The organism is Parafannyhessea umbonata, assembly GCF_900105025.1.
GTDB classification, from domain to species: domain Bacteria; phylum Actinomycetota; class Coriobacteriia; order Coriobacteriales; family Atopobiaceae; genus Parafannyhessea; species Parafannyhessea umbonata.
Genome location: NZ_LT629759.1, coordinates 1,827,901 through 1,854,651, shown reverse-complemented (window position 1 = coordinate 1,854,651; position 26,751 = coordinate 1,827,901). Strand labels below are relative to the sequence as shown.

Sequence of the window (26,751 nt, the reverse complement as noted above, 5' to 3'; positions counted from 1 at the left end):
TGGGCCAGCCCCCTTTCTATCAGGGTTTAGGAGAATCGAGGCAACATGTTCCTCTTTCACAAGAAAGATAAGGCGGTAAAGTCTGAAAAGAAGGATAACGAGCCGTCTGCTAAGGTCGACCGAGAAGAGCTGCTTCGTAAGGCGAATGAGCTTTTGGAGCAAATAGACTCAGTCGATGGGGCCGAGAAGTGCGACCTTCTGGAGCGCCGCGGAAAGCTTTTGATGGATGCCGGAGAGGATGACGCGGCCATTGAGGCGTTTGAAGCCTGCGTCGCCAACGGAAGGCGCATGGGTGCCCCATATAGGTCACTGACCACCCTATACAACAGGAAGCGTAAGGCCGCAGCTGAGTCTGGCGACCAAGACGGAGCAAAGCTCTATTTGGACAAGCTCCAGTCCCTTATGCAGAACTCCAAGGACATGCTTCGCGGCAAGTAGCGTTCGTTGGAGTTTTGGACAAAGGTTAGGAAAGCGCAATCATGAAGAAAGTCATGGTGCTTCTCGCGGGCTATCCGGCAACTGGTAAGTCAACATTTTGCGGAGAGCTCCTCAAACGGCATCCGGATTTGCCTGTAATCGCTCCAGATGACATTAAAGAACAGGTTTGGGATGAGTTCGGGTTCGATTCCCTCCAGGAAAAGGATGAGCTCGAGAAGCTTGTTTGGAAAAGGTACTACTCTGAGCTCCGGCACCTAATGTCCGACGGGAAGGCATTCGTTACTGACTATCCGTTTTCTGACAAGCAGCGCCCCACGCTGGTCAAGTTGGTTGCGGAGTATGGCTATCGGGCCATTACTGTTAGGTTTGTCGGGGATCTCGATGTAATCTACAAGCGATCACTGGCTAGAGACCTGTCTCAATCAAGGCACCTTGGGCACCTCATGAATCACTATCACAAGGGTGACGTGCTTGCTGATCGCAGCAAGGCAGACGCACTGGTAACCAGGCAGCTTTTGGAAGAGCGCTGCGTCACAAAGGGATACGGGACATTTGTGCTCGGGGACCTCATTGAAGTTGATGCGACGAACATTGATGACGTCGACGAAGAGGCGATAGTCGATAGAGTGGATGAGCTTGCGAGGAGCTGACGCGTAGTTCGAAAGTTGTTTTGCAAGACAGGTACTTTATAACTTGTTGGCCCACTGGCTGGTTGTATGCCATTTGTATTCCTAAATTGGTCTCTATACCAGATTTAACCTTGGGTTCGATGCGATTTGGAGTATGAGTAGTGCGACGGTTGCATGCTCGTCATGCATCATTCGGCCAAAAGCGAGTTGTGCTGCATATGGGAATTGCAATTTTACAAACACGGAGACTCGATCCGAACTCTCATGAGCAGCTGTATTACCAGCTGTACGATATCCTGTTTCAGGAGATTACCGGAGGTTCATTTTCGGTTGGGGATCTTGTACCATCCGAAACGCGCCTGGTAGAGGAGTTCGGCATCAGTCGTGAGACCGCGCGTAAGGCGATGGGGATGCTCGTCGATGACGGCTTGGTAGAGAGGCGCCGCGGCGTGGGCTCAGTCGTAGTGGCTACTAGGCCAAAAACGGCACTGAACTGGACGAACTCAAGCTTGCGTCTTAGCGATGACCCAAGTATTGGCGTTGGGAAAGTAGAGAAGAGGGTCCTCGACGCGGGGGTAGTGCTTGCGGATCCAAAAGCTTCCGGAGCGCTCAATCTTCCGTTAGATACGCCACTTTTTCGACTTGACCGCGTTCGCTGTAAGGGAGAGACGCCGTACTATCGTGAGACGATCTTACTAGAGGCGAATTATGTCCCTGGCGCTACAGAAAGAGACTTTTCTAATGAGTCACTTCGTGCTTACTACAAGAACGTCTTGCATGTAACGTGGCCCCGTGCAACGCAGGTGATGAAATCGGTGGGGGCGGACGAGGAAACCGCGCGCGTGCTCCACGTCGAGAAGGGATTCCCCCTTCTCGAGATTACGCGTGTATCATTTGACGAGCGTGGAATTCCGCGTGAGTTTGGAGTGTGGCGCTATCGCTCCAACCTCTATTATCTCGAAATGTCACTGGTTAAATAGTATTTGTCTGGGTGCATGCGGCACCTAGCTTCTATGGGCGGGGTTCGTCACTTTGACAGTCTTCGACTCAGGTCCCTCGAGAGCACGGTATTGTTGGGAAACGCCTAAGACGACATGAGTGGTGACTCCGTCTGGAGCGCAAAGCGCCACGCTACCGAGGGGGCGCCCCCCTGCCGCGTAACGTAGAACTATAATTCGCGCGGTTTGCGCCAACTGGGAAAACGTGCCTGCAACGTAGAACTAAAAAATATAGTTCTACGTTGCGGGCATTGTTGTGCCGTGCGGAATGCAGCTGCAGTCACCCAGAAGCGACCAGGTAACCAGAATGATCCTAATTGTGCGTAAGACCTGCATCCCGTAAGGTCAATTTAGTCGAGAAGCAGAAATAAGTATCGAATGCGTACCACGGTAAATAGCTGGACTCGCAGGATGGAGGCCGACATGACGGTTTTCGAGAAGGTGCGGGGCAAGCGCGTGGACGTCGACTACGAGAGCGGCGACCACTACGTGAGTGACTACCTAAGCGAGAGCGAGCTTAGGTGGAACGCGCTTTCCGTGGTGGGGGAGGGCGAGCCTTCAAGTGAGGTCGACCCATATGATGCGGTCGCACTGGGCGAGGACGTGTACATGGTCAACTGGATTGAGGAGGCCGGAGTCGTTGCGTCCCAGGTTGCGGACTTCGGGAACAGTAGGGTTACCACGTTTCTGACCTGGCCGGAGGAGGGCGCTCACGGCGGCCGTGGCAAGATGGTGCTTGAGGGTAGGCTTACGCTGGTCGGCTAGGGCATCCGTCGCGTGCCGTCCGTAGTGTTTGACGGCGGGTCGGTGACGCGAACGTAGAACATATTTCCTACACATTTCTGCCAACTGAGAAAACGCGCCCCGAACGTCAACATCATATTGAATGTTGTACGTTCGGGGCGCTGGCTTGGACGCTGGCGCGGTGCGTGCCGCGGCGCTACGAGAGCAGCATGCGGTCGTTGTCGAGCTCGCCGCCGGCTGCCTCCTCGAACTTGTGCAGCAGGTCCGCGACCGTGAGCTTGCTCTTCTCGTCCCCGCGGACGTCGAAGATCACGTGGCCCTCGTGCATCATGATGAGGCGGTTGCCCAGGCGGATGGCGTCGTGCATGTTGTGCGTGACCATGAGCGTGGTGAGCGAGTCCTGCTGAACCAGGCGCTGCGTGAGCGAGAGCACCTTTGCGGCGGTCTTTGGGTCGAGCGCGGCGGTGTGCTCGTCCAGGAGCAGCAGCTTCGGGCGCTTGAGCACTGCCATCAGAAGCGTGAGCGCCTGGCGCTGGCCGCCGGAGAGCAGGCCGACCTTCGAGGTCATGCGGTCCTCCAGGCCAAGGTCCAGCATCTTCAGGCGCTCGTGGTAGTCCTCGCGCTCCTCGCGCGTGATGCCCCACGCGAGGCCGCGGTGGCCGCCGCGGCGCGCCGCGAGGGCGAGGTTCTCGTCTATCTGCATGTCTGCCGCGGTGCCGCGCATGGGGTCCTGGAACACGCGGCCCAGGTCGGCGGCGCGCTTGTGCTCTGGCAGGCGCGTGACGTCGCGGCCGTCGAGCTCGATTTTGCCGCCGTCGGGCGGGAAGACGCCTGCGATGCAGTTCAGCAGCGTTGACTTTCCGGCGCCGTTGCCGCCGATCACGGTGACGAAGTCACCGGGCTCAAGGTGGAGGTCCACCCCGGTGAGCGCGGGCTTCTCGTTGACCGTGCCCTTGTTGAACGTCTTGGTGACGTGGGAAAGCGTCAGCATCAGCGCTCGCCTCCCTTCCGCCACGCGCGGCGCGCCTGGCTGCGCTCCAGCACCACGGGCACCACGAGCGCGAGTGCGACGATGACGGCCGAGAAGAGCTTCATGTCGTTTGCGTCCATGCCCATCTGCAGCACGATGGCGCGGATGATGAAGTAGATGACGGAGCCGACGACGGCCGAGGTCAGGCGGCTGCCGAACGCCTGAAGCTTGCCCGGGGTCAGGCGGCCAAGCACCTCGCCGATCACTATGGCGGCCAGGCCGATCACGATGGCGCCCGTGCCCATGTTAATGTCGGCGTACTTCTGGCTCTGGCACACGAGGGCGCCGGACAGCCCGACGAGGCCGTTGGACAGGCTGAGCGCGAGCAGCTTCGTCACGCGCACGTCGATGCCCAGCGCGCGGCACATGTCCTCGTTCTGGCCGGTCGCGCGCATGGCCGAGCCGATCTCCGTGCCAAAGAACCAGTAGAGAAGCGCCACGCACAGCGCCGCGACGAGTGCGCCGATGACGAGGGTAGCGACGTTGTTGGACACGCCGAGGAGCGTCGCGACGCGCGAGAACACGGTATCGACGCCCAGAAGCGGCGTGTTCGACTTGCCCATGACGCGCAGGTTGACGGACCACAGCGATATCTGCGTGAGGATTCCCGCCAGGATCGCGGGGATGTCGAACAGCGTGTGCAGGAGTCCGGTGACCGCCCCGGCCACAAGGCCGGCGAGCATGCCGAGAAGGACCGAGACGAGCGGGTCGAGGCCCATGTTGACCGAGGCGACCGCTGCGACGCAGCCGCCAAGGGCGAAGCTGCCGTCCACGGTGAGGTCCGCGATGTCGAGCATGCGGAACGTGATGAAGACGCCCAGCACCATGATGCCCCACAGGATGCCCTGCGAGACGGCGCCGGTTAGTGATAGAAGCATGTGCTCCCCCCAAACTCGATGGCGCGCCCGCGACCGAGGCCGGCGGGTGCGCCCGTTTTCCGCCCTGTGGCGGCGTTGCTTGTTGCGCGGGCTCCGGCCGGCGGGGCCGGGGTCGCGGCTAGGCCTTGAGGACGGAGAGGTCCACGCCCACGGCGGCCGCGGCCTTCTCGTTCGTCGCAAGCGTGCACTCCTTGATGCTGAGGTGCTCGATCGGCATGTCGGCCGGCTTGGACGTTCCCTTCAGGATCTTGACGGCCATCTTGCCGGCCTTGTAGCCCAGGGCCTCGTAGTCGATGCCGTACGTGGCGAGGCCGCCGTTGTCGACCATGCCCTTCTCGCCGCAGATAACCGGAAGCTTGTTCTCGTTCGCGACCATCGAGACGGTCGACATGCCCGCGGCGATGGTGTTGTCCGTCGGCGCGTAGCAGGCGTCGACCTTGCCGACCATGGACTCCACGACCTGCTGGATCTCGTTCGAGCTCGAGACGGAGTAGCGCACGGCCTTCATCCCGCGCTTCTTGGCGGCCTTCTGGGCCATCTTCACCTGCACGTCGGAGTTGGACTCTGCGGTGCAGTACAGCACGCCGACGGTCTTTGCGTTGGGCAGCAGCTTCACCAGGAGGTCGAACTGCTCGTCCACGGGCGTGAGGTCCGATGTGCCGGTGACGTTGTTGCCGGGCTTCTTGTTGCTCTTTACCAGGCCGGATGCGGCAAAGTCCGTGATGGCCGTGCCGACGATGGGGATATCGGACGTGGCGCCGGCGACCGCCTGGGCGGCCGGCGTCGCGATGGCCAGGATCAGGTCGTCGCCGTCGTTCACGAGCTTGGTCGCGATGGTTTGGCAGGCGGACTGGTCGTTCTGGGCGTTCTGCTGGTCGATCTTGTACTTGAGGCCGGACTTCTTGAGGGCCTTCACGAAGCCCTTGTTCGCGGCGTCGAGGGCGTCGTGCTCCGTAAGCTGCAGAACGCCGATCTTGTACACCTTGTCCCCACCGTTCGAGCTGTTGCATCCGGCAAGGGTAAAGGCGGTCAGGCCCCCAAACAGCGCGATGGCATCGCGGCGGGTTACGCACCTGGTCATATCTGACAGCCTCCTTCTTTGGTTGGGCCGCGCGTGCGCGGCGTGACGTGTGACAAAATATCGTATTGGTATGCGCGCGCGATGTGGGTGCTGCCTGAAAAACGCTTACAAGTTTGTAACTGCGACTGTCGCATATGAGCCTGGGCCGGGCATGTGAGGCGCCCGCGGAGGGAGGGACCCCGCGGGCGAGAAGAACAGTCCTTTTTCTTGCGGCTCTCTGCGCGTGCGGCCGGGTGCGCGCGTCCAGTCGGGCGCGTTTGCAGATGCCTGTTGCTACCAGGCAAGCGCCACGGCGCACCACGGCCCCAGTACGAGCGTCCCGTCCTGGATGCGATGGTCGTCGCAGTTCTCTATCAGCACCGTGCCGCCGTCGAGCGCGTCCGCCGGAAGCGCCGCCGCGTCCGCGCCGCTGAAGTTGCACGCCACGACCAGCCGCCGCGTTCCGCTGGCGGCACCTTCAAGCGTGCGCTCGTACGCGATGACCTTGTCGGACGCCGCGTCCAGGAAGCGCACGTCGCCCGCCTGGACAACCGGACACTCCTTCCGCAGCGCGATGATTCGCCGGTAGAAGCTCCACACGGAGTCCGGGTCTGCCATCTCGTCCGCCGCGTTCACGTACGCGTGGTTCGCGGGGATGCCTATCCACGGCGTGCCGCTGGTGAAGCCCGCGTTCGCGCTGCCGTCCCACTGCACGGGCGTGCGCGAGTCGTCGCGCGAGCGCTCGCGCACGATGTGGAACGCCTCCTCGGGCGTGGCCCCCTCGTCCTGCAGGATCTTGTAGTAGTTGAGCGACTCCACGTCGCGGTACTGGTCGATGCTCGTGAAGTCGGGGTTCGTCATCCCCAGCTCCTCGCCCTGGTACACGTACGGCGTGCCGCGCAGCAGGTGGGTGCACACGGGCAGAAGCTCGCTGGAGCGCCGCCACAGCTCCCGGGTGGAGCAGTCGCCAAAGCGCGAGTTCGGGCGCGGCTGGTCGTGGTTGGACCAAAAGAGCGCGTTCCAGCCGCCACCGGCCGTCATTCTCTCCTGCCAGTCGCGCAGCAGCCCCCTCAGCCGGGGGATGTCCGGCTCCGCGAGTGCCCACTTGTCGCCACCGGCATAGTCGACCTTCAGATGGTGGAACGAAAATGCCTGCGTCAGCTCGTGGTAGCGCGGCGCCGTGTAGCGAATGCAGTTCTCGATCGAGGTGGAGCTCATCTCGCCCACGGTCACCATGTCCTCGATCCCGCCCTCGCGCACCAGCTCCTGCAGGTACTCGTGCACGTGCGGTCCGTCGGTATAGAAGCGCCGGCCGTCGCCCTCGAAGTCGTCCTCCAGGCGTTCCGGCTTCGAGATCAGGTTCACCACGTCGAAGCGAAATCCGCTCACGCCCTTTGCCTTCCAGAACCGCACCACGTTGGCAAGCTCGGCCCGCACCTCGGGGTTGTCCCAGTTCAGGTCCGCCTGGCTCACGTCAAACAGGTGCAGATACCACTTGTGGAGCGCGGGCACGTACTCCCACGCGCTCCCGCCAAACTTCGACACCCAGTTCGTGGGCGGCTCGCCGGGCTTGGCGGCCGTCGCGTCGGGCGCCGCGTCCACAAACTTGTAGTACGCCAGGTACTTGGGGTCGCCGCTCAGCGCGCGCCTGAACCACTCGTGGCTCGTGGACGTGTGGTTGAACACCATGTCGAGCATGAGCCCGATCCCGCGCGCCTTCGCCTCGCGCGAAAGCTCGTCGAAGTCCGCCATCGTGCCGAACATGGGCTCCACGGAGCGGTAGTCCGCCACGTCGTACCCGTTGTCGTTTTGCGGGGACGAGAAGAACGGGGTGATCCAGAGGTAGTCGACTCCCAGCTTCTTCAGGTAGTCCAGCCGTTGCGTTATGCCTCGGAGGTCGCCGATGCCGTCCCCGTTGGAGTCATTGAAGCTGCGGACGTAGATTTGGTAGACGACCTTGTCACCAAGCCGCGCTGCGCGGTCCTGCATGTTGGCATCTCTCTTTCTATACGGGGAGGGGCCGGGGTCTCCCTCGGTCCCTCCCGCGCCTTCGCTTGCGCCTGCCTGCCATCGTAGGACAGCGGGCGCTCCTGTGGTCGCTAGTAGCGGATGACGGGGGTGACGCCTGCCACGGCCGCGCCGGAGGTGGTGAGGTCGATCTTCTCGGCGGAGCCCTTGTCCGTCACGACCATGAGCACGGTGTCCTTGTGGCCGGCGGCCGCGACCTTCTTGCGATCGAACGTCACGAGCGGGTCGCCGCGGTGCACGATGGAGCCCTTGCGCACGTGCGCCTGGAAGCCGTCCCCGTTCATCTCGACGGTGTCAAGGCCGATGTGGATGAGCAGCTCGAGGCCAGAGGCGAGCGTCAGCCCGACCGCGTGGCCCGTCTCCTCCATCATGACGGTGACGGACGCGTCGCACGGGGCCACGACCTCGCCGGCGGACGGCTCGATGGCAACGCCCTCGCCCATGGTGCCGGACGCGAAGACGGCGTCGTCCACCTGGGACAGCGGGATTACGGTGCCGGAGACCGCGGCGCAGAGCGCGCCGTCCTCCGTGAGCTCGCCCATGGCCTCTGCGCTGGTGACGGCGGCCACGGCGGCGCCGACGCCAGACTCGGACGCGCCGGCCGAGATGCTGGCGGCGACGACGTTGGAGCCGTCGAGCGTGACGTCCTCGACGCCGACGCCGCGGTCGATGCCCTTGGACTTGCCGACGATGTAGGTGAGCACAAACGGGATGACGACGGCGACGAGCATGCACAGCGCAAAGGACAGGAAGTACTTGGAGTTGATGGAGAGGATGCCGGGCAGGCCGCCGACGCCGATGGCGTTGGCCGCGGTTGAGGTGGCGGTGCAGATGACGCCGGCGACGGCGGAGCCGATCATGGCGCACACGAACGGGAAGACGTACTTGAGGTTGACGCCGAACATGGCGGGCTCGGTGACGCCGAGGTAGCACGAGAGGCAGGAGGGGATGTTGACCTGCTGCGCCTTGTCGTCGTTGCGCTGCAGCACGATCATGGCGAGGACGGCGGAGCCCTGGGCGATGTTGGACAGCGCGATCATGGGCCAGAGCATGGTGGTGCCGGTGTCCGCGATGAGCTGCAGGTCAATGGCGTTGGTCATGTGGTGCAGGCCGGTGATAACGAGCGGCGCGTACAGGCCGCCGAAGATGGCGCCAAACAGCACGCGGAACGGACCGGAGATGCCGGCCATCACGACGTTGCCGACCGCGGTGCCGAGCGTCCAGCCGATGGGGCCGACGATGAAGTGAGCGGTCATGACGCCCAGGAGTAGCGAGCAGAACGGGACGACGATCATCTGAACGATGGACGGGGTGATCTTCTTGAAGAAGCGCTCGTAGTAGTTGAAGCAGATGGCCGCGAGGATGGCCGGGATGACCTGGGCCTGGTAGCCGATCATGTGGACCTGGGCAAAGCCGAAGTTCCACGTGTGGGTTGCCCAGTCCTTCGCGGTGGCGCCGGGGACGGCGTACGCGTTCATGAGCTGGCCCGAGACGAGCGTGAGGCCGAGCACGATGCCGAGCATGGGGGTGCCGCCCATCTTCTTGGTGATGGAGTAGCAGATGCCCACGGGGATTCCCAGGTGGAAGACGGCCTCGCCGATGAGCCACAGGAAGTTGTACACGCCGGTCCAGAACACGGACAGCGACGCGAGCGTCTGCGTGCCGTCGGGCCCGAAGTAGGGCATGTCGCCCAAAACGTTGCGGAAGCCAAGGATGAGGCCGCCCGTGATGATGGCGGGGATGAGAGGGGCGAAGACCTCGGCGATGGCGCCCATGGCCTTCTGCAGTGGGTTCTGGTTTCCGACGGCGGCTTTCTTCACGTCCGCCTTGGACGCCTCGCTCACGCCGGAGATGGCGACGAAGTCGTCGTAGAAGTCCGCGACGTCGCTGCCGATGATGACCTGGAACTGGCCTGCCTGCGTGAAGCTGCCCTTCACGGACGCGAGCGCCTCGATGGCGGGGACGTCCGCCTTGCCGGGGTCAGCCAGTGCGAAGCGCATCCTCGTGATGCAGTGGGTCACCGCGACGATGTTGTCCTTGCCGCCGACGAGCCTTAGCAGCTCTTGCGCGTCCTCCCGATACTTTCCCATGTTTCCTCCGTCCGATTGGGCCTGCGCCCTTCTTCCAAACCTATTTGAATAGGCTCTTGAGATGAGGATACGATGCGCCTATTCAAATAGGTATGAGAACGGCGTTTGCGCAGCGAGCGGTGGGTAAACGTCGGCAAGTGGCGGATGGGTGCGTGCGGGGTGACCGCGGTGCGGGCAGGGCTGGAGACAGGGGAGTGGCGGCGCTGGAGAGCTTTGGTTTTTTTGGGGCACGACGGGCCGGCATCGTGGCACGGGTACCATCGAAACGATGGCTAACGCGGATGGGAGCGCCGGCGCATGAGGGCGGTATACGGGCAGATATACGAGGATCTTCTCGCCCAGATCGAGAGCGGGGAGTATCCGTACCAGGGCTTCATACCCTCCGAGGCGGAGCTGTGCGAACGCTACCAGTGCTCGCACAACACGGCGCGGCGCGCGGTGAGGCTGCTGGCGCAGGAGGGGTACGTCCAGCCCATCAACGGCAAGGGCGTGCGCGTCATCTACCTGCCGACCGAGCGCGAGGACTTCTCCATGGGCGGGATCGAGACGTTCAAGGAGGCGGCGCGGCGCAGCGGCATCGAGGTGGTCACGAAGGTGATTGGCATCGAGCGGGAGGTCGTGACGCCGGCGTTTGCGCGCGAGAGCGGGTTTCCGGAGGGCTCGACCGTCACACACGTGGACCGCGTGCGCATGATTGACGGGCATGCCCAGATTCTGGACCGCAACTGGTACCTGACCGAGCTGGTGCCTGACATCACGCCCGAGATCGCGGCGGACTCGATCTACGCGTACATCGAGGGCACGTTGGGCATGCGCGTGACCACGAGCAAACGCACGTATCTGGCCGAGAAGGCCAACTCGATGGATCGTAGGCTACTTGACCTGCGCGGATACGACTTTGTGGCCGTGGTGGTGAACCACACGTTCAACGACGACGGCATCATGCTCGAGTACACGTGCTCGCGCCACCACCCGAAGCGGTTCTCGTTCACGACCGTCGCGCTGCGCGACCAGCGCTAGGGGGCATGCCGGCGGGGCGGCTAATCGGCCAGCTCCTCTTGGGCGAATGCTTTGAATTCCGGGAGGGCGAAGCGCGCGATGCCGCGCTTTGCAGCTTCGGCCGAAATGATTCCGCTCAGATTTGATGCCTGCCAGCATCTGAGCCCCACAAGTTGAAGCATGTAAGGGTATCCGCCTATTGCGCTGACGCAAGCCTTAGGGGCGTCGCTTGCAACCTCCCCGCCGCCGATGGCGGCCGTCTCCCTGAACGCCTCCCTAACGTCGGGGTCGGGAATGGCGCCTATCCGCGAGGACCTACGAGATGGAGTCATCGCCGTACCCCGACGTGTGACGAAAGCACTGCGGGCCGACGGCGCACGAACGTAGAACATATTTTCGACACATTTTCGCGACCTGCGGAAACGAGGCCCGAACGTCAACAAAATTTTGAGTGTTTGACGTTTGGGCCCGCGCTACCCAACCACGCTGCACGCCAGGCGCGAAAGCACGGCGCGCACGCGCACGAGGTCCGCCACGGGGACGTGCTCGTTCGGCTTGTGTGCAACCTCCAGACTGCCCGGACCGTACGACAGGCACTCTCGGTTGCGGCAGATGCCTGCGACCACCGCGGTGTCCGTGTAGCCCGTGAACGTGCCGGTCCCCACGTCGTACCCCTCGCCGCGCGCCGCGTCGCGCAGGGCGGCCAGCAGCTCGGAGTCCGGGTTCGGCTCGATGGCGGGCCGGTCGCCCGTCACGCGATAGCTGCCGTGCACGCCGGGCACGCTTTCCTCCGCGTGCGCGATCGCCTGCTCCACAAGGCGCCGCGCCCAGGCCGTGTCGTAGGGCGGCACAAGCCGCATGTCAATCCACACGCGCGCGAAATCCGGTACCACATACGGGCTGTAACCGCCTTCCACCTGCCCAAACGTGACCGTCGACGTGCCAAGCGACGCATGCGGAGCAAGCGTCTGGAACCCGCGGCGCACATGGCAGATCGCCTCGCTCAGCGCGGCTACCGCGTCCGCGCCCTTCCACGGGGTGCTCGCGTGCGCCGTCACGCCGGACATGTCCAGCTCAAACCACGTGCGGCCCTTGTGCGCGTCGCGCGCGAGCGAGTCCGTGGGCTCTGTGTCCAGCACCCATCCGCGACTGCCCAGCCAGCCTGCGCGGATGGCGGCCTCGCAGCCGCGCATCACGTCCTCCTCGTCGACGGTGCACAGCAGAGAAACGCTGCGCTCGGGCGCGCATCCGCGCCTTCGCACCGCGTCGAGCGCGTCGCTGAAGGCAAGCATCGCGCAGGCGAGTCCGCCTTTCATGTCGCAGGAGCCGCGCCCCCATAGCTCCCCGTCGCGCACGACGCCGCCAAGCGCCGGCGTGTCGACGGACCATCCGTCGCCCAGCTGCACGGTGTCCATGTGGCAGCACAGCGTCAGGTCGGCCGGGCCGGGGCCGGCGACACCGGCACCCGCCGCGCCCGCCGCCAGAATCGTCGCGCGCAGGCACGTGCGACCGGGAAGCGCCTCCAGCTCCTCCAGCGTCGCAAGCGGCGTGCCGTCGGCGGCGCGCGCCGCGTCCACGCGCGGCGCAAGCCACGCCCGCACAAAGCGCTCCAGCTCGCCCTCGTATGCACCTGGGTCAGAGCTGTCAATCCGTACCAACTCCGCAGCCAGCCGCGTGGCCTCGTCCTCTACGCTCGCGTCGCAATCCATTGCCGCTCGCCCCCAAAATCTGCCGATGGCCGAATTTCTCAGCCCGTTGCATATTCTCCGCTCCTACTCTACACTCATCAGCAAACAAAAAAGGTGGAAGCCAAACAAAAAAGAAGTTTGGCAAAGCCCGACCCAGAACAGAGGAGAAGAACATGGCAGAGGCCCAAGGTTCATCCGCACTGTTTAGTCGAGACGGAAAGCTCTCGGCGCAGGAACTCGTCCCCATGGCGCTGCAGCACGTGGTCGCAGCGGTCGTGGGCATCATCACGCCCGCAATCATCGTGGCAAACCTGTGCCACCTGCCGGCAGACCAGAAGACCCTGCTCATCCAGGTGTCCCTCGTGATGTCCGGCCTGGTCACGCTCGTACAGGCGCACCCGCTGTTCGGCGGCCGCTTCGGCTCGGGCCTGCCCGTGATCATGGGCACGTCGTTCGCGTACGTGCCCACGCTCTCCGCCGTCGGCGTCCAGTTCGGCATCGGCGCCATCCTCGGAGCAGAGATTATCGGCGGCGCCGTCGCGGTCGTGTTCGCGCTGTGCTTCCGCAAGATCAAGTCGCTGTTTCCCAGCGTCGTCACCGGCACCGTCGTCCTGTGCATCGGCATCTCGCTCTACACCGTCGCCGTGGGCTACATGGCCGGCGGCTCCAGCTCGCCCACGTTCGGCAGCGCGCAGAACTGGCTCGTCGCGCTCGTAACGCTCGTGGCGTGCGTGTACTTTGCCAACTTCGGCAAGGGCGTCTTCAAGCTCGGCTCGCTCCTGTTCGGCATGCTCGTGGGCTACGTGCTCGCCCTCGCGCTCGGCATGGTCAGCTACGACGCCGTCGTCGCGTCCAGCTGGTTCGAGCTCCCGCACTTCGTGCCGTTCGCCATCAAGTTCGTCCCCGCGTCCATCGCCAGCATCACCATCGTGTTCATCGTCGCCTCGCTCGAGACCATCGGCAACTTCACCGGCGCCACCGTCGGCGGCATGGACCGCGAGCCCAACGTGCAGGAGCTCACGGGCGGCCTGGTTTCCCAGGGCATCATGACCATGGTCGGCGCGTTCTTCGGCGCCATGCCCACGTCGTCCTTCGGCCAGAACGTCGGCATCGTCACCCAGACCCGCGTCATCAACCGCCGCGTGTTCTCCACCGCCGCCATCATCCTCATCGCCGCCGGCCTCATGCCCAAGCTCGCCGCGGTGCTCTCCGGCATCCCGCAGGCCGTCATCGGCGGCGCCACCATCAACGTGTTCGGCACCATCAGCATGACCGGCATCCGCATGCTCACGAAGGACGGCCTCACGCCGCGCCGCGCGTCCATCGCGGGACTCTCCGTCGCGCTCGGCATGGGCGTGTCCCTCACGAGCGGCGCCCTCACCGGCCCCGGCATGCCCGGCTGGGTCAACCAGGTCTTCGGCGGCTCCGCCATCGTGATCGCGGCCATCACGGCCATCATCCTCAATCTCGTGCTGCCCAAGGGTGGCGCCGACCAGGATGTCGTGGAGGCCATCGAGGGCGCGTCCGAGATCGCGGCCGAGGGCGTGAGCGCGCTGTACCAGAGCGCCGCGACCGGCGTCCCCGCAGTCGAGCACGTCGCCGACGCGGACATCCACGTCGCCGCTCCCGCCAACGTCGCGCAGGATGGCGAGAAGAACGACAACGCGTAGTCGCCGCCCAAGGCCAAACGCAAGCTAGACGCAATCCAAACGCTACTCAAACGCAAGCGGTGCGGTCGCGCAACAACGCGGCCGCGCCGCTTCTCTGTCTCGCGCCCGCGCTCCCGCGCCCCACGCAAAGGGCCCCGCGCACCACGCGCGAGGCCCCCAGTCCCAACATCCGTGCCGCCCGCCGCCAGCCGGCGCCCGCCGCCGCTCGCTACTCCTGGCCCGCGGCGCGCTTCGCCTCGTCCATGTAGCTGTACAGCGTGTACTTCGAAATCCCAAAGTAGTTGCAGACCTTCTGTCCGCTCTTCGTAACCAGGAACGCACCGGAGTCGTTCAAGAAGCCAATGGCCTTCACCTTGTCTTCCTTGCTCATCAGCGCCACGGGTTTGCCCACGATGCGCACGCTCTGCTCTATGAGCTCGTCCAGAAGGTCGGTCACGTTGTGCGGGATGGTCTCGGGGTTCGGGTCCGGCGCGTCCGTCAGCGCCGTGAACCCCTTCAAGACCTCCTGCATCGCCATGAACAGCGTCGTGTCATAGTTGATCGCGAAGATCGCGGACGGCTCGCCGTCCTCGTCGCGAAAGAAGATCGTGCTCGACTTCAGGACCTTGCCGTCCTCGGTCTTCGTAAGGTACGCAAGCTTGTCGTGAAGCTTGCTCGGGTCCGTGCGCAGCGCCTTCAGCACCACGTTCGAGGGACCGTCTCCCACCTTGCGGCCGGTAATCTGGCCGTTCTCTATCGCCACGATGGTGCTGTCCGGGTCGCTCGACTTCAGGTCGTGCACAACCACCTCACAGTTGTCGCCAAACTGCGCGGCCACGCCGCGCGCCAGGCGCTTCAAGAAGTCAATCTGCTGCTGATGCATGGTCTGTTGCATATAAATGTCTCACGTTCTTCTCGCCGTCCGCGGCGCGTCTCGCTGGGCGAGAAGGGCGGCGGCCTTAGCTGCTAACAAAAATTAATGCCATAATAGCATTCTGTTTGGAGGCACTGCCGCCGACGCCGCGCGCACATGCCGCTCGCGCGGCAAATCGACCGTACGCCGACAGCCGGCCGCGCCGCGCCCGCGCTGTGACACTATGGAAACTAACGATTTGTTAGGTAGCCAACTAATGATTTGTTAGAATCGTTACGAAGCCGCGGCGCACGCGGCGGGGCGGCCGGGGCCCGCGTTGGCAAAGTCCGGCCGGCGCGGTAATAGAGGCCGCGTCCGTACTCATACGACGTCGTAGCTGATCTTCGACACGTGCCAGGGAGCAGCCATGCTACTTGTGGAGAACGGGCGCGTGGTCACGCGCAGCAACGCAAACCCCTACATCGAGGACGGCGCCGTCGCAATCGACGGCACCAAGATCGTCGCAGTCGGCGGGCGAGAAGAGCTTCGCCGCGCATACCCCGAGGCTACCCGCCTCGACGCCCACGGCGGGCTCATCATGCCGGGCCTCATCAACTGCCACACCCACATCTACTCCGGCCTGGCGCGCGGCCTTGCCATCAAGGGCTGCAACCCTACCAACTTCCTGGAGAACCTCGAGCAGCAGTGGTGGAACATCGACCGCCACCTCACGCTCGACGGCACGCGCGCCTGCGCATACGTCACCATGATGGAGTCGTTCCGCAACGGCGTCACCACCATCTTCGACCACCACGCGAGCTTCCGCCAGATTCCCGGGTCGCTCTTCGCCATCAAGGACGTTGCGCAGGAGATGGGCATGCGCGCGTGCCTGTGCTACGAGGTCTCGGACCGCGACGGCAAGCAGAAGCTGCAGGAGTCCATCCAGGAGAACGCGGACTTCGCCCGTTGGGCCGCCGAGCAGGACTCCGACATGATCGCCGCCATGTTCGGCGGGCACGCGCTCTTCACGCTGCCCGACGAGGCGCTCGACGCCATGGTCAAGGCGAACGACGGCCTGACCGGCTTCCACGTGCACGTGTGCGAGGGAATGAATGACGTGTACGACTCCGCCCAGAAGCACGGCTGCACGTCGATCCACCGCCTCCTCGACCACGGAATCCTGGGCGAGAAGACCATGCTCGGCCACTGCATCCACATCACGCCCGCCGACATGGACATCGTTGCCGAGACCCACACCAAGATTGTCAACAACCCGCAGTCCAACGCCAACAACGCCGTCGGCACGGCGCCCGTGCTCGAGTTCTTCAAGCGCGGCATTACGGTGACCATGGGAACGGACGCCTACACGCACGACATGCTCCAGTCCCTCAAGGCGTTCGTGCCGCTGCAGCGCCTCAACTCCGCGCTGCCCAACGTCGCCTGGGGCGAGGCCATGACCATGCTGTTCAAGAACAACGCCGAGGTCGCAAACATGTACTTCTCGACGAAGCCGCAGGGCAAGACGCTCGGCGTGCTCGAGCCCGGCGCCGCCGCGGATGTCGCGATCTTCGACTACCCGGCGCCCACGCCGCTTGGCGCGGACAACATCGACGGCCACATCCTGTTTGGCGTCGAGGGCCACGACTGCCGCACCACCATCGTGAACGGCCGCGTCGTCTACCGCGACCGCGAGCTCGTGGACTGCGACAAGGAGAAGATCGACGCCTTCGTGATGCAGCAGGCCAAGGAGCTCTGGGGGGAGCTCAACGGCCGCGCATACTAGGCGCCATCTCCACAAAATCCCGGGCGGCGGACCCATGCGTCCCGCCGCTCGGCGCTCTTCGTCGTCCCGCGGACGCTAAGTGCGGGAACCATACGCGCGTGCCCGCGAGGGCACCTTCGGAGAGGAAACAGCACTATGAGCGACATCATGCGCCCCATGTCCTTCGACCACCTCATGACGTGGATCCTGGACGAGTACGAGTCCCAGCAGACCATCTTCGGCCAGCGCCGCCTTGCCCGCACGGAGCCGGCGGCGGCCCGTCCCATCTTTGGCGAGAAGATCGAGACCCCGTTTGGCCCGGCAGCCGGTCCCAACACCCAGCTCGCCCAGAACATCATCGCGAGCTACGTGACGGGTGCCCGCTTCTTCGAGCTGAAGACCGTCCAGAAGATGGACGGCGCCGAGCTTTCCGCCTGCGTCAACAAGCCGTGCATCCTCGCGTCCGACGAGGGCTACAACTGCGAGTGGTCCACGGAGCTCACCGTGCCGCAGGCGTTTGGCGAGTACGTCAAGGCATGGGTCGCATGCAAGCTGCTCGCGCGCGAGTTTGGCTTTGGCGACCCGGACGGCTTCGTGTTCAACATGTCCGTCGGCTACGACCTCGAGGGCATCAAGACCCCTAAGGTCGACTCGTTCATCAACGGCATGAAGGACGCGTCCGCGACGCCGGAGTTCAAGGAGGCCATCGCCTGGGCGCACGCGAACGTCGACCGCTTCCGCTACGTGGACGCCGCGTTTGTCGACTCCATCACGCCGCACATCAGCGACTCCATCACCGAGTCCACGCTCCACGGCTGCCCGCCCGCAGAGATCGAGCGCATCGCGACCCACCTCATCTGCGAGAAGGGCCTGAACACCTACATCAAGTGCAACCCGACGCTTCTGGGCTACGAGTACGCGCGCAAGACGCTCGACTCCCTCGGCTTCGGCTACATCGCGTTCGACTCGCACCACTTCGACGAGGACCTGCAGTGGGCGGACGCCGTCCCCATGATGGAGCGCCTGCAGAGGCTCAGCGCCGAGCGCGGCGTCGAGTTCGGCGTCAAGCTCACGAACACCTTCCCGGTCGACGTCACCCGCGGCGAGCTCCCGAGCGAAGAGATGTACATGTCCGGTCGCGCGCTGTACCCGCTGTCGCTCACGCTCGCGAAGCGCATCGCCGAGCAGTTCGACGGCAAGGTCCGCATCTCGTACTCCGGCGGCGCCACCGCAAACAACATCTTCGGCCTCGTGGACGCGGGTATCTGGCCCGTCACCATGGCCACCAACGAGCTGAAGCCCGGCGGCTACGCGCGCTTCGTCCAGGTCGCGGAGGTGCTCTCGCACCAGGGCGACGCCGGCAAGCCGTTCGCGGGCGTCGACGCGGCGAAGGTCTCGGCCCTCGTGGACGCGGCGCTCACCGGTGGAGACTACCGCAAGCCCATCAAGCCGGAGCCCGACCGCCACGTCCTGGGCGAGCTGCCGCTCACGGACTGCTTCGTCGCGCCGTGCCGCGAGGACTGCCCCATCCGCCAGGACATCCCCGGCTACGTGCAGGCCGTGGGCGAGGGCCGCTACGCCGACGCGCTGAACATCATCCTCGAGCGCAACGCCCTTCCGTTCACCACGGGCACCATCTGCCCGCACACCTGCGGAAACTCCTGCATGCGCAACTACTACGAGGAGCACGTGCACATCCGCGACCTCAAGCTCAAGGCTGCCGAGAAGGCCTTTGACGACGTGCTCGGCACCCTCTCGGCGCGCGGCCACGTCACAGGTCGCAAGGTCGCCATCATCGGCGGCGGCCCGGCCGGTCTTTCTGCTGCGTCCTTCCTGAGCCGCGCCGGCGTGGACGTCACCGTCTTCGAGCGCACAAGCAGCCTCGGCGGCGTCGTGCGCCACGTGATCCCCGGCTTCCGCATCTCCGACGAGGCTATCGACCACGACGTCGAGCTCTGCTCGGCGTACGGCGCAAAGTTCGAGCTCGGCCGCGAGGTCGCAAGCGCGGGCGAGCTGCTGGCCCAGGGCTACACGGACGTCGTCGTCGCCGTCGGCGCCTGGGCGCCGGGACGCCCCGCGCTCAAGAGTGGCAAGGCGCTGGACGCGCTCGAGTTCCTCGAGGCGTTCAAGAGCGACCCCGCCTCGCTCAAGCTGGGAACGGACGTCGTCGTCGTGGGCGGCGGCAACACCGCCATGGACGTCGCGCGCGCCGCGAAGCGCGTGCCGGGCGTGAAGAACGTGCGTCTTGCGTACCGCCGCACCAGCCGCTACATGCCCGCCGACGAGGAGGAGCTCACGATGGCGCTTGCGGACGGCGTGGAGTTCCTTGAGCTCCTTGCGCCGGACACGCTGGCAGACGGCGTCCTGACCTGCGACGTCATGGAGCTTGGCGAGCCTGACGCATCCGGCCGCCGTCGCCCCGTCGCCACGGGCCAGACCCGCGAGGTCCCCGCGACCGCCGTCATCGCGGCGGTGGGCGAGCGCGTGGACGGCGGCGTGTACGCGGCCTCCGGCTGCGAGCTGGACGAGAAGGGCCTGCCCGTGGTCGACGCCACGCTGCAGACGAGCGTCCCCCACGTGTTTGCGGTGGGAGACTGCCGCCGCGGCCCCGCGACCGTGGTGAAGGCCATCGCCGACGCGCAGGTCGTCGCCCGCGCGATCGCGAACGCCAGCTTCGACGCGCAGGAGGCAACAAACATCGCGGCCGAGGTTGCCAAGGTCTTCTCGCAGCGCGGAAACCTGTGCGCGGACTGCGCCAGCACGGACAAGACGCGCTGCCTGAGCTGCGCCGCCGTGTGCGAGACCTGCGTCGAGGTCTGCCCGAACCGCGCGAACGTGGCCGTGCGCGTGCCCGGCATGCGCCAGGCGCAGATCGTCCACGTGGACGGCATGTGCAACGAGTGCGGCAACTGCGCCGTGTTCTGCCCGTACTCCCAGGGTCGCCCGTACAAGGACAAGCTCACGCTGTTCTGGAGCCGCGAGGACTTCGACGACTCCGCAAACGAGGGCTGGCTGCCCACCAAGGACGGCGTGCTCGTGCGCCTTGGCGGCACCGTCGCCACCTACGACGTGGAGGACCCGGCGTGCGGACTTCCGGAAGACGTTCGCAAGATCATCGTGACGGTGCGCGACAAGTACGCGTACCTGCAGGGATAGGAGGGCTTCTCTATGGCCAAGCGTATGCCCAGGGTCGCGTGCGTCCACTGCGTGGGCGGCACCGCGCTGCTTGACGGCATCGTGCGGGAAGGGCTGCCGCACGACTGCGCCGCAATCAAGGCGGCGCACCCGGAGGGAATCGGCGTGTGCTCGTGGGGGTGCCTCGGCGGCGGCAGCTGCGAGGCCGCCTGCCCGTTTGGCGCCATCCACGTGGACGCGGAGCGCCACGTGGCGCAGGTTGACCGCAAGAAGTGCCGCGGCTGCGGCAAGTGCGTCGCGGCGTGCCCGCAGCACCTCATCAGCCTGGCGCCCGCCGCAAACGTGATTCAGGTGCGGTGCTCCAACCAGGACCGGGGGCCCGCGGCGCGCAAGGCCTGCCCCAACAGCTGCATTGGCTGCGGCGTGTGCGAGCGCGTGTGCCCCATGGGCGCGGTGCACGTGATCGACGGCCGTGCGGTTATAGACGACGAGAAGTGCGTGGCATGTGGCATGTGCGCGACGAAGTGCCCGCGCGGCGCCATACACGATGCCAACGGCATCATGGCCGTGAGGTAGGGAAGACATGGCAGAGCAGTTTACGTTCACCGTCAACGGAAAGACGGTCACCACCAGCCAGGACAAGCCGCTGCTGCGCTTCCTGCGCGACGATATGGGCCTCACGTCCGTGAAGGACGGCTGCAGCGAGGGCGCGTGCGGAACGTGCACCGTGGGCGTCGACGGCATCGCCACCAAGGGGTGCGTCATCACCACGAGGCTGGCCGAGGGCCGCACGATTGAGACCGTGGAGGGCCTTTCGCACGAGGAGCAGGAGGCGTTTGTGTACGCGTTCGGCGCCGTGGGCGCCGTGCAGTGCGGCTTCTGCATCCCCGGCATGGTCATGAGCGGCGCCATGCTGGTGCGTCGCAACCCCGACCCCTCTGAGGAGGAGGTCAAGTGGGCCATCCGCGGCAACATCTGCCGCTGCACCGGCTACAAGAAGATCGTGGAGGGCATCCTGAAGGCCGCGGCCATCCTGCGCGGCGACGAGCAGATGGACGACGCGCTCGAGAAGGGCGATGCGTACGGGGTTGGCGAGCGCGCCTTCCGCGTGGACGTGCGTCGCAAGGTGCTGGGGTACGGCAAGTACCCGGACGACCTCAACCGCGAGGACTATCCGGACATGTGCTACGCGAGCGCGGTGCGCTCGAAGTACCCGCGCGCACGCGTGAAGAGCATCGACACGTCGAAGGCCGAGGCGCTGCCGGGCGTGGTGGGCGTTCTTCTCGCCCGCGACGTGCCCGTGAACCAGGTGGGTCACCTGATCCAGGACTGGGACGTGATGATTGCGGAGGGCGACGTCACGCGCTGCGTGGGCGACGCCATCTGCCTGGTGGTGGCCGAGGACGAGGAGACGCTCGCGAAGGCGAAGCGCCTGGTGAAGGTTGACTACGAGGTGCTGGAGCCCGTGCGCAACATCGCGGAGGCGAAGGCCGAGGGCGCGCCCCTGGTGCACGAGAGCTTCAACGCGTTTGGCAACCACGTGGTGCTTCACGACAACGTGTGCCAGAGTCGCCACATCACGCGCGGCGACGCGAAGGCCGCGCTGGCCGCGTCCGCGCATGTGGTGACGCACGACTTCGAGACGCCGTTCACGGAGCACGCGTTTCTGGAGCCAGAGTGCGCCGTCGCGTTTCCGTACAAGAACGGCGTGAAGGTGTGCAGCACCGACCAGGGCGCCTACGACACCCGCAAGGAAGTCGCGCACATGTTTGGCTGGGACGCGGAGCCCGAGCGCGTGGTGGTGCAGACCATGCTGGTGGGCGGCGGCTTTGGCGGCAAGGAGGACGTCTCTGTGCAGCACCTGGCCGCGCTGGCGGCCGTGCGCTTTGGGCGCACCGTCAAGTGCAAGCTCACGCGCCAGGAGTCGCTGGCCTTCCACCCGAAGCGCCATTACATGTACGGCACGTTCACGCTGGGCTGCGACGAGGACGGGCACCTGACCGGCCTTGACTGCGAGGTCAACTTTGACACCGGCGCGTACGCGAGCCTGTGCGGCCCCGTGCTGGAGCGCGCGTGCACGCACGCCGTCGGCCCGTACACGTACCAGAACACGGACATCCGCGGCTTTGGCTACTACACCAACAACCCGCCGGCCGGGGCGTTTCGCGGCTTTGGCGTGTGCCAGACGGAGTTCGCGCTCGAGTCGTGCATTGACCTGCTCGCGAGCGAGGTGGGCATCAGCCCGTGGGAGATACGCTGGCGCAACGCCGTGGAGCCGGGCAAGGTCCTGCCAAACGGCCAGATCGCGGACTGCTCGACCGCGCTGAAGGAGACGCTGCTCGCCGTGAAGGACGTGTACGAGAAGAACGCCTCCCATGCCGGCATCGCGTGCGCCATGAAGAACTCCGGCGTGGGCGTGGGGCTTCCCGACGCCGGCCGCGCGAACATCCGCGTCGAGGGCGGGCGCGCGGTGGTGTACTCCGCCACGTCCGACATCGGCCAGGGCTGCAACACCGTCTTTTTGCAGGACGTGGCCGAGGCCACGGGGCTTCCGCTCGAGGCACTCGCGAACGGCGAGTGCTCCACGGAGGCGGCGCCGGACTCCGGCACCACGTCCGGATCGCGACAGACCGTCGTGACCGGCGAGGCCGTGCGCGGGGCTGCGTTCCTGCTGCGCGACGCCATGCTCGCCGTGGAGGCCGGCCGCGCCGTGCCGGAGGGCCCGGTGCGCGCCAAGGGCGACGGCAAGACCATCACCTACGAGGACGGCACCCCGTACGAGGGCCTTGGCTACGCGGACGGCAGCGCGCTCGTCGCGGGCCACGGCATCCATCCCGCGGACCCGAGGGCGGCTCTTCTCGCCCTGGAGGGCCACGAGTTTGGCTACGTGTACTTCGAGCCCACGGACAAGCTGGGCGCGGACAAGCCGAACCCGAAGAGCCACATCTGCTACGGCTTCAGCACCACGGTCGTCGTTTTGGAGGAGAAGGGCCCCAACCGCGGCAAGATAAAGGAGATCTACGCGGCGCACGACTCCGGCAAGGTCGTGAACCCCATCGCTATCCAGGGCCAGATCGAGGGCGGCGTGCTCATGGGCATGGGCTACGCGCTGACGGAGGACTTCCCGCTGAAGGACGGCGTGCCGCAGGCGAAGTACGGCACGCTCGGCCTGCTGCACGCCACGCAGATTCCCAACATCCACGCGATCTACGTGGAGAAGGAGCACCTGCTGCCCGTGAGCTACGGCGGCAAGGGCATTGGCGAGATCGCCACCATTGGCACCGCGCCCGCCGTGCAGAACGCCTACCACCAGCTGGACGGCGAGCTGCGCTGGAGGCTGCCGCTGGACGGCACGCCGTACACGCGCAAGCGCGTATGGGGAGACGAGCGGCTCTCCGTGTTGAAGGAGGACGCGGGAAAGTAGCCCGCGGCGCGCGGTAACCGCGCGGACCGCCATAGTGCCAGACGCTGCGGCGCCCGTGGGTCCAGGTGACCTGCGGGCGCCGCGCCCTACGCCTGGGGCAGCCGCAGTGCCCTTGGCAGGCGGGGCCTCCGCGGGTGCCAGCCGTCCAGTGCCGTCACGGTGGCCGCAAGGTCCAGCGCATACGCGGCGCACACCAGCCCGGCCGCCGCCAGGACGGAGCCGTGGTCCATCGTCGCGAGCCCGCCTAGGATCGTTGGCTGCAAGAGCTTGACGTCTATCACCGCAAACACGCCAAACACGCAGCTGGCCTGCGGGCACACCAGCCCGCGAAAGTTGAGCGGGAACATGGAGTAGTCCCACCACCTGCGCCCAAAGCGTCGCTCGAGCAGGGCGCCGGCACAGTACTCCAGCGCCGTCGACAGCACAAAGCCCAGCGCAAACAGCGCGGGCGTGTTGTGCACGCCGCCAAGGACAAACCACACCACGATGGCGCACACGCCGTAGATCGGGCAGCTCGGCCCAAACAGCATGCCGCGCCTCGCAAGACGACGCTCCACCACGCTGCAATAGCACGTCTCCCACACCCATCCGCCCATGCTGATGATCGTGCAGCTCAACGCAAGGCATGCAAGGCTCATCACGAGTCCGTGCGGCACGCTACATCACCGTCCCCTCAAGCGGCGCATACGGCCTTCGCATGAACACCTCGCGCAGCGTGCAGTACTTGTCCGCCAGCGTGACCACCCACCCCTCGCGATGGCGGGGCGGCGCGGGCACAAACGGGAACATGTGGTGCGCGATCAGGTCGCGCTCGATGCCGTTCAGCGCAAAGTCGCGGTTCGCGTTCTCGAGCGCGCGTCGCGGGTGCGTGAATCCGTGCCAGCGGTCCGGCGCATGGTCGTGCCAGTCGTACAGAAAGTAGTCGTGCAGCAGCGCGCCGCGCACCAAAGACCGCTCGTCCAGCCTCAGGCGCATCGCGCGCGCAAACGCGAGCGAGAAGTACGCCACGGCCTCGCAGTGCTCCATCGTGGACGTGTCGCCGTGCTGCGTGAACGCCGCCATCTGCCTGAACTCCGCCGTCCGCACGACGGGCCCCGCAATCCGCGCGTACGACTTGGCAACGCCCCTCTCCCTTTCGTCTGCCTTTCCGCGCGTATGCCCGTCCCCCTCGGCGCCGCATCCCGCGGCCACAGTCATCCTTGGCGCCAAAGGCGCCCCTGTCCCATTATTTCCAAATATGGAAATAAGTGCAAATCGGGAAACAACTCTTCGTGGTAACCTTTCACAAAGGGACGGGGGAGAGGAGCGCGATGAGCCGGCCGCAGGATGGTTCCGCAAAGGGCGTCGATGCCAAGACGCAGGACAAGCGCGTCGCGCGCACCCGCCGTGCCATCCGCGAGGCGCTGCTCAACCTCATGGCCCAGCGCGGCGGTGCGGACATCACGCCCAAAGACGTCGCGGACGCGGCCCTCATCAACAAGAAGACGTTCATGGCGCACTACGCAAGCGTCGGCGCCGTCATCCAAGAGATGGAGGACGAGGCCGTCGGCTCCGTAAGCGAGGTCCTGGACGAGGCCGCGGCCGCCACGGACGAGGAGGGCCTCGCCCGCGCCATCGAGCGCCTGGGCGCCATGGTCACGGACGGCGCCTCCGGCCTCGGCCGCCTGCTGCGCACCGGCGCGCGCGAGGACGTCGTCGCCCGCATCCAGCTCGGCGTGCGCGAGCGTCTTGGCCGCATCGTCGGCGCCGCGGAGGACGACCTCGCCTGCGACTTCCTCGCCGGAGGCATCACCAGCGCGTTTCGTCGCTGGGTTGGTCAGGAGAACCGCCCCAGCGCCAGCGAGCTCAGTCGCAGGGTGTGCAAGCTCGTGCGCAGCGTCGCCGCTGAGCGCGGCGCTTCTCGCTAGCGCCCGTCGCGCGTGCCGTCCATCCGCCGCGCCACTCCTACCGCTCGCGGGACAAAACAAAAAGTTTGGATACCATACTTGTTATTTGTCTCCCACGCGTTACAGTAGGAACTGACAAAAAGTAATGGTTGCAGACAACATGTTTGCAAAGCGTCACGCGCGGGTGTGCCCGCAGGAAAGGATCGACCATGAGCTCGATGCAGCCTAAGATCAAGTGGGTCGCCAACCACATGCCCAAGAGCGAGGACAAGAACCTGCAGGTCATGAGTCTGGAGAACGTCGCAAAGGCCCGTGCGTTCCACAAGAGCTTCCCGCAGTACTCCGTGACCCCGCTCGCGGACCTCGTTGGCATGGCGAAGCGCCTCGGCCTCGGCGGCCTCTATGTCAAGGACGAGAGCTACCGCTTCGGCCTCAACGCGTTCAAGGTACTCGGCGGCTCGTTCGCCATGGCCCGCTACATCGCGGAGCAGACCGGTCGCGACGTCTCGGACTGCGACTTCGACTACCTCACGTCAGACCAGCTCGAGAAGGACTTCGGCCACGCCACGTTCTTCACCGCGACCGACGGCAACCACGGTCGTGGCGTCGCGTGGGCGGCCCACCGCCTGCACCAAAACGCGGTCGTCCACATGCCGAAGGGCTCCACGAAGACCCGCTTCGACAACATCGCCAAGGAGGGTGCCAAGGTCACGATTGAGGAGCTCAACTACGACGACTGCGTGCGCCTCGCGGCCAAGGAGGCCGACGAGACCGAGCACGGTGTGATCGTGCAGGACACCGCATGGGACGGCTACACCAAGATCCCGTCCTGGATCATGCAGGGCTACGGCACCATGGCCAACGAGGCTGCTGACCAGCTGCGCCAGCTCGAGGTCAACCGTCCCACCCACGTGTTCGTCCAGGCAGGCGTCGGCTCGCTCGCCAGCGCCATGGTCGGCTTCTTCACGAACCTCTTCCCCAGCAACCCGCCCAAGTTCGTGATCATGGAGGCCGGCGCTGCGGACTGCCTGTACCAGGGTGCCGTCGCGGCCGACGGCGACCCGCGCATCGTGGGCGGAGACCTTAAGACCATCATGGCCGGCCTCGCGTGCGGCGAGCCCAACACCATCGGCTGGGACATCCTGCGCAACCACGCGGACGCGTTCGTGAGCTGCCCGGACTGGGTCAGCGCCAAGGGCATGCGCATGCTGGCCGCCCCCGTCAAGGGCGACCCTTCGGTCACGTCTGGCGAGTCCGGCGCCGTCGGCATGGGCGTCATCTCCACCATCATGTCCGACCCCGCCTACGCCGAGTTCCGCGACACCCTCGAGCTCGGTCCCGATTCTCAGGTCCTGCTCTTCTCGACCGAGGGCGACACCGACCCCGTCCGCTACCGCCAGATCGTCTGGAACGGCGCATGGCAGAGCGAGAAGGACGAGTAGCCCTTACGGCAAACACCT

Annotated in this window: 22 protein-coding genes; 12 read left to right on the top strand and 10 right to left on the bottom strand. The window is 65.4% G+C overall.

Translation table 11 applies throughout. From position 1 onward, the window contains the following. Positions 1-45 precede the first annotated feature (45 nt). From BLT96_RS08290 to BLT96_RS08275, 4 genes are all read left to right on the top strand, one after another. Positions 46-438 (top strand): hypothetical protein, encoded by a 393-nt coding sequence (locus tag BLT96_RS08290; RefSeq protein ID WP_090863536.1) that lies wholly within the window; start codon positions 46-48, stop codon positions 436-438. Positions 439-479: 41 nt separating this feature from the next. Continuing rightward, the gene (locus tag BLT96_RS08285; protein ID WP_090863534.1) at positions 480-1,088 is read left to right on the top strand and encodes a P-loop nucleotide/nucleoside kinase family protein; all 609 of its coding nucleotides are present in this window, start codon (positions 480-482) and stop codon (positions 1,086-1,088) included. Between the two features lie 197 nt (positions 1,089-1,285). After that, entirely contained in the window at positions 1,286-2,047 is a 762-nt protein-coding gene (locus BLT96_RS08280; protein WP_090864310.1) for a GntR family transcriptional regulator, read from the top strand. 441 nt (positions 2,048-2,488) lie between these two features. Further along, positions 2,489-2,830, top strand: a complete 342-nt coding sequence (locus BLT96_RS08275; protein ID WP_090863531.1) for a MoaF-related domain-containing protein — start codon at positions 2,489-2,491, stop codon at positions 2,828-2,830. Between the two features lie 175 nt (positions 2,831-3,005). On the opposite strand, the gene BLT96_RS08270 is transcribed toward BLT96_RS08275, so the two are convergent. The 5 genes from BLT96_RS08270 to treP all read right to left on the bottom strand — a co-directional run bounded on the left by BLT96_RS08270 (position 3,006) and on the right by treP (position 9,895). Continuing rightward, on the bottom strand, positions 3,006-3,800 hold the full coding sequence (locus BLT96_RS08270; RefSeq protein ID WP_090863528.1) for an ABC transporter ATP-binding protein: 795 nt from the start codon (positions 3,798-3,800) through the stop codon (positions 3,006-3,008). After that, a complete protein-coding gene (locus BLT96_RS08265) occupies positions 3,800-4,717 on the bottom strand; it encodes an ABC transporter permease (RefSeq protein ID WP_090863524.1) in 918 nt (305 codons plus the stop codon). The genes BLT96_RS08270 and BLT96_RS08265 overlap by 1 nt, the downstream gene beginning before the upstream one ends. A 118-nt stretch (positions 4,718-4,835) precedes the next feature. Continuing rightward, entirely contained in the window at positions 4,836-5,798 is a 963-nt protein-coding gene (locus BLT96_RS08260; RefSeq protein WP_090863522.1) for an ABC transporter substrate-binding protein, read from the bottom strand. Positions 5,799-6,071: 273 nt separating this feature from the next. Further along, positions 6,072-7,766, bottom strand: coding sequence for an alpha,alpha-phosphotrehalase (locus BLT96_RS08255; protein ID WP_090863520.1), 1,695 nt, complete (start codon positions 7,764-7,766; stop codon positions 6,072-6,074). A gap of 110 nt (positions 7,767-7,876) precedes the next feature. Then, a complete protein-coding gene (treP, locus tag BLT96_RS08250) occupies positions 7,877-9,895 on the bottom strand; it encodes a PTS system trehalose-specific EIIBC component (protein WP_090863517.1) in 2,019 nt (672 codons plus the stop codon). Between the two features lie 297 nt (positions 9,896-10,192). Between treP and BLT96_RS08245 the strand changes: the two genes are divergently transcribed. After that, on the top strand, positions 10,193-10,915 hold the full coding sequence (locus BLT96_RS08245) for a UTRA domain-containing protein (protein WP_090863513.1): 723 nt from the start codon (positions 10,193-10,195) through the stop codon (positions 10,913-10,915). Between the two features lie 20 nt (positions 10,916-10,935). On the opposite strand, the gene BLT96_RS08240 is transcribed toward BLT96_RS08245, so the two are convergent. Both BLT96_RS08240 and BLT96_RS08235 read right to left on the bottom strand, forming a co-directional pair. Further along, positions 10,936-11,226, bottom strand: a complete 291-nt coding sequence (locus tag BLT96_RS08240) for a hypothetical protein (RefSeq protein WP_090863510.1) — start codon at positions 11,224-11,226, stop codon at positions 10,936-10,938. 141 nt (positions 11,227-11,367) lie between these two features. Then, entirely contained in the window at positions 11,368-12,603 is a 1,236-nt protein-coding gene (locus BLT96_RS08235; protein ID WP_090863508.1) for a M20 family metallopeptidase, read from the bottom strand. Between the two features lie 152 nt (positions 12,604-12,755). Between BLT96_RS08235 and BLT96_RS08230 the strand changes: the two genes are divergently transcribed. Next, the gene (locus tag BLT96_RS08230) at positions 12,756-14,252 is read left to right on the top strand and encodes a uracil-xanthine permease family protein (RefSeq protein ID WP_090863505.1); all 1,497 of its coding nucleotides are present in this window, start codon (positions 12,756-12,758) and stop codon (positions 14,250-14,252) included. 208 nt (positions 14,253-14,460) lie between these two features. Here BLT96_RS08230 and BLT96_RS08225 read toward each other — a convergent pair whose 3' ends face one another. Continuing rightward, complete coding sequence (locus BLT96_RS08225; RefSeq protein WP_245719260.1) at positions 14,461-15,126, bottom strand: helix-turn-helix transcriptional regulator; 666 nt, start codon at positions 15,124-15,126, stop codon at positions 14,461-14,463. A gap of 385 nt (positions 15,127-15,511) precedes the next feature. Between BLT96_RS08225 and ssnA the strand changes: the two genes are divergently transcribed. The 4 genes from ssnA to xdh all read left to right on the top strand — a co-directional run bounded on the left by ssnA (position 15,512) and on the right by xdh (position 23,405). Continuing rightward, complete coding sequence (gene ssnA / locus BLT96_RS08220) at positions 15,512-16,867, top strand: putative aminohydrolase SsnA (RefSeq protein WP_090863501.1); 1,356 nt, start codon at positions 15,512-15,514, stop codon at positions 16,865-16,867. Between the two features lie 135 nt (positions 16,868-17,002). After that, a complete protein-coding gene (gene ygfK / locus BLT96_RS08215) occupies positions 17,003-20,002 on the top strand; it encodes a putative selenate reductase subunit YgfK (protein ID WP_090863498.1) in 3,000 nt (999 codons plus the stop codon). 12 nt (positions 20,003-20,014) lie between these two features. Next, positions 20,015-20,557, top strand: coding sequence for a 4Fe-4S dicluster domain-containing protein (locus BLT96_RS10905; protein ID WP_090863495.1), 543 nt, complete (start codon positions 20,015-20,017; stop codon positions 20,555-20,557). Between the two features lie 7 nt (positions 20,558-20,564). Beyond that, complete coding sequence (gene xdh / locus BLT96_RS08205; protein ID WP_090863492.1) at positions 20,565-23,405, top strand: selenium-dependent xanthine dehydrogenase; 2,841 nt, start codon at positions 20,565-20,567, stop codon at positions 23,403-23,405. Positions 23,406-23,491: 86 nt separating this feature from the next. Here xdh and BLT96_RS08200 read toward each other — a convergent pair whose 3' ends face one another. Beyond that, positions 23,492-24,061 carry a putative ABC transporter permease gene (locus BLT96_RS08200; RefSeq protein WP_090863489.1) on the bottom strand — a complete coding sequence of 190 codons (570 nt, stop codon included), beginning with the start codon at positions 24,059-24,061 and terminating at the stop codon, positions 23,492-23,494. Between the two features lies 1 nt (position 24,062). Further along, positions 24,063-24,614 (bottom strand): HD domain-containing protein, encoded by a 552-nt coding sequence (locus tag BLT96_RS08195; RefSeq protein WP_245719259.1) that lies wholly within the window; start codon positions 24,612-24,614, stop codon positions 24,063-24,065. Positions 24,615-24,715: 101 nt separating this feature from the next. Between BLT96_RS08195 and BLT96_RS08190 the strand changes: the two genes are divergently transcribed. Together BLT96_RS08190 and dpaL are read left to right on the top strand one after the other, a co-directional pair. Further along, positions 24,716-25,312, top strand: a complete 597-nt coding sequence (locus BLT96_RS08190) for a TetR/AcrR family transcriptional regulator (protein WP_090863483.1) — start codon at positions 24,716-24,718, stop codon at positions 25,310-25,312. Between the two features lie 188 nt (positions 25,313-25,500). After that, on the top strand, positions 25,501-26,733 hold the full coding sequence (gene dpaL / locus BLT96_RS08185) for a diaminopropionate ammonia-lyase (RefSeq protein ID WP_245719258.1): 1,233 nt from the start codon (positions 25,501-25,503) through the stop codon (positions 26,731-26,733). Positions 26,734-26,751 lie beyond the last annotated feature (18 nt).

Excerpts from the sequence above, each read along its gene's own strand:
- BLT96_RS08290 (WP_090863536.1), top strand. The coding sequence starts at position 46 with ATGTTCCTCTTTCACAAGAAAGATAAGGCGGTAAAGTCTGAAAAGAAG.
- BLT96_RS08285 (WP_090863534.1), top strand. The coding sequence starts at position 480 with ATGAAGAAAGTCATGGTGCTTCTCGCGGGCTATCCGGCAACTGGTAAG.
- BLT96_RS08280 (WP_090864310.1), top strand. The coding sequence starts at position 1,286 with ATGGGAATTGCAATTTTACAAACACGGAGACTCGATCCGAACTCTCAT.
- BLT96_RS08275 (WP_090863531.1), top strand. The coding sequence starts at position 2,489 with ATGACGGTTTTCGAGAAGGTGCGGGGCAAGCGCGTGGACGTCGACTAC.
- BLT96_RS08270 (WP_090863528.1), bottom strand. The coding sequence starts at position 3,800 with ATGCTGACGCTTTCCCACGTCACCAAGACGTTCAACAAGGGCACGGTC.
- BLT96_RS08265 (WP_090863524.1), bottom strand. The coding sequence starts at position 4,717 with ATGCTTCTATCACTAACCGGCGCCGTCTCGCAGGGCATCCTGTGGGGC.
- BLT96_RS08260 (WP_090863522.1), bottom strand. The coding sequence starts at position 5,798 with ATGACCAGGTGCGTAACCCGCCGCGATGCCATCGCGCTGTTTGGGGGC.
- BLT96_RS08255 (WP_090863520.1), bottom strand. The coding sequence starts at position 7,766 with ATGCAGGACCGCGCAGCGCGGCTTGGTGACAAGGTCGTCTACCAAATC.
- treP (WP_090863517.1), bottom strand. The coding sequence starts at position 9,895 with ATGGGAAAGTATCGGGAGGACGCGCAAGAGCTGCTAAGGCTCGTCGGC.
- BLT96_RS08245 (WP_090863513.1), top strand. The coding sequence starts at position 10,193 with ATGAGGGCGGTATACGGGCAGATATACGAGGATCTTCTCGCCCAGATC.
- BLT96_RS08240 (WP_090863510.1), bottom strand. The coding sequence starts at position 11,226 with ATGACTCCATCTCGTAGGTCCTCGCGGATAGGCGCCATTCCCGACCCC.
- BLT96_RS08235 (WP_090863508.1), bottom strand. The coding sequence starts at position 12,603 with ATGGATTGCGACGCGAGCGTAGAGGACGAGGCCACGCGGCTGGCTGCG.
- BLT96_RS08230 (WP_090863505.1), top strand. The coding sequence starts at position 12,756 with ATGGCAGAGGCCCAAGGTTCATCCGCACTGTTTAGTCGAGACGGAAAG.
- BLT96_RS08225 (WP_245719260.1), bottom strand. The coding sequence starts at position 15,126 with ATGCAACAGACCATGCATCAGCAGCAGATTGACTTCTTGAAGCGCCTG.
- ssnA (WP_090863501.1), top strand. The coding sequence starts at position 15,512 with ATGCTACTTGTGGAGAACGGGCGCGTGGTCACGCGCAGCAACGCAAAC.
- ygfK (WP_090863498.1), top strand. The coding sequence starts at position 17,003 with ATGAGCGACATCATGCGCCCCATGTCCTTCGACCACCTCATGACGTGG.
- BLT96_RS10905 (WP_090863495.1), top strand. The coding sequence starts at position 20,015 with ATGGCCAAGCGTATGCCCAGGGTCGCGTGCGTCCACTGCGTGGGCGGC.
- xdh (WP_090863492.1), top strand. The coding sequence starts at position 20,565 with ATGGCAGAGCAGTTTACGTTCACCGTCAACGGAAAGACGGTCACCACC.
- BLT96_RS08190 (WP_090863483.1), top strand. The coding sequence starts at position 24,716 with ATGAGCCGGCCGCAGGATGGTTCCGCAAAGGGCGTCGATGCCAAGACG.
- dpaL (WP_245719258.1), top strand. The coding sequence starts at position 25,501 with ATGAGCTCGATGCAGCCTAAGATCAAGTGGGTCGCCAACCACATGCCC.